At 44.2% G+C, this 1225-nt stretch carries 3 protein-coding genes and 1 pseudogene; 2 read left to right on the top strand and 2 right to left on the bottom strand.

Annotated elements, in window-relative coordinates:
- On the top strand, window positions 1-360 hold a 360-nt coding region (locus BFF42_RS17755), incomplete at its 5' end, for an integrase core domain-containing protein (protein WP_146753229.1).
- Between the two features lie 43 nt (window positions 361-403).
- Here the strand turns inward: BFF42_RS17755 and rclC are convergent.
- Together rclC and rclB are read right to left on the bottom strand one after the other, a co-directional pair.
- Window positions 404-760: pseudogene (rclC, locus tag BFF42_RS17765) on the bottom strand (reactive chlorine species resistance protein RclC); the annotation flags it as partial.
- An 11-nt stretch (window positions 761-771) separates the two neighbouring features.
- Window positions 772-1008, bottom strand: a complete 237-nt coding sequence (gene rclB / locus BFF42_RS17770) for a reactive chlorine resistance periplasmic protein RclB (protein ID WP_000474077.1) — start codon at window positions 1006-1008, stop codon at window positions 772-774.
- Window positions 1009-1087: 79 nt separating this feature from the next.
- Here rclB and BFF42_RS17775 point away from each other — a divergent pair.
- The coding region (locus tag BFF42_RS17775) for an insA N-terminal domain protein (RefSeq protein WP_001645659.1) at window positions 1088-1225 on the top strand (138 nt) is incomplete at its 3' end.

The following is a 1225-nucleotide window of genomic DNA, read 5'->3' on the forward strand; positions in this document are numbered from 1 at the left end:
ACAGGTAAAGCCCTGTTTATGGCGCTCAGGAGCCAGCGCCCACCTGCCGGGCTAATCCACCACTCTGATCGAGGTTCACAGTACTGCGCATACGATTACCGGGTCATACAGGAGCAGTCTGGTCTGAAAACATCAATGTCGCGTAAAGGTCACTGTTACGACAACGCTCCGATGGAAAGCTTCTGGGGAACGCTGAAAAATGAGAGCCTGAGCCACTATCGTTTTAATAACCGGGATGAAGCCATCTCAGTAATACGGGAATACATTGAGATTTTCTACAATCGTCAGCGTCGTCACTCTCGTCTGGGGAATATCTCCCCGGCAGCCTTCAGGGAAAAATATCATCAGATGGCTGCTTAAAAAAAGAACAAATGGTAGTGTCCGCTATTGCCAGTACACCTCACAGTCCTCCCAATAAACCTAACCAGCGATTGACAGGATTAGCCAAAACCAGCAGAGCAATAATCACCTCCACGACGCCAAGACCGTTGGAAAAACCATAGATATTATTGGCCGTTTGCCATGCCCTTGCTTCTGGTTTGTATTCGCCTTCGTGAGTCAGATACTGTTTATAGTCTTCCGGGTGTTCATAAAAGAACGACATTAGTGGACTGTTTGCGACGAATGGTGTAATGCTGTCTGCCTCGTAAGGGACAAACTTTAATAACCCAATCCACATAAAAACAATTGCAATACTCAGACGAATCAATGTCAGGCCAATTTTATCTCCCCGACTTAACAGGTGCAGGTATTTTTCCATTGTGAACATCCTTATTTATACAATACTGCTGTTGCGGTTGAATTATTATCAATTCGCATCGATGTGACTTTCCAGGATGAAGCATTATATTTTCTGGCTATATCAGCAATGGCATCCTCCAGAACTGTCGGTGATGCTGATACTGACGAGACGCTGATATGTTTCAGAATTATTTTATCATCTGCATTGGTGGAAAATGCCATAACACCAGATAATAGTGTTGCAAATAAAACAGATTTTTTAAACATATAAAATACCATCAATGAAGTGATGGTAATGCTGCCAACTTATTGGTTTAGTGTATGATGGTGATTTTAAGGTGCTTGCGTGGCTTCCATTTCCATCAGATGTCCTTCCTGCTCCGCTACTGAAGGCGTGGTGCGTAACGGCAAAAGCACTGCCGGACATCAGCGCTATCTCTGCTCTCATTGCCGTAAAACATGGCAACTACAGTTCACTTACACC

Source organism: Shigella sp. FC1661 (genome assembly GCF_001712525.1).
Lineage (GTDB): Bacteria > Pseudomonadota > Gammaproteobacteria > Enterobacterales > Enterobacteriaceae > Escherichia > Escherichia coli.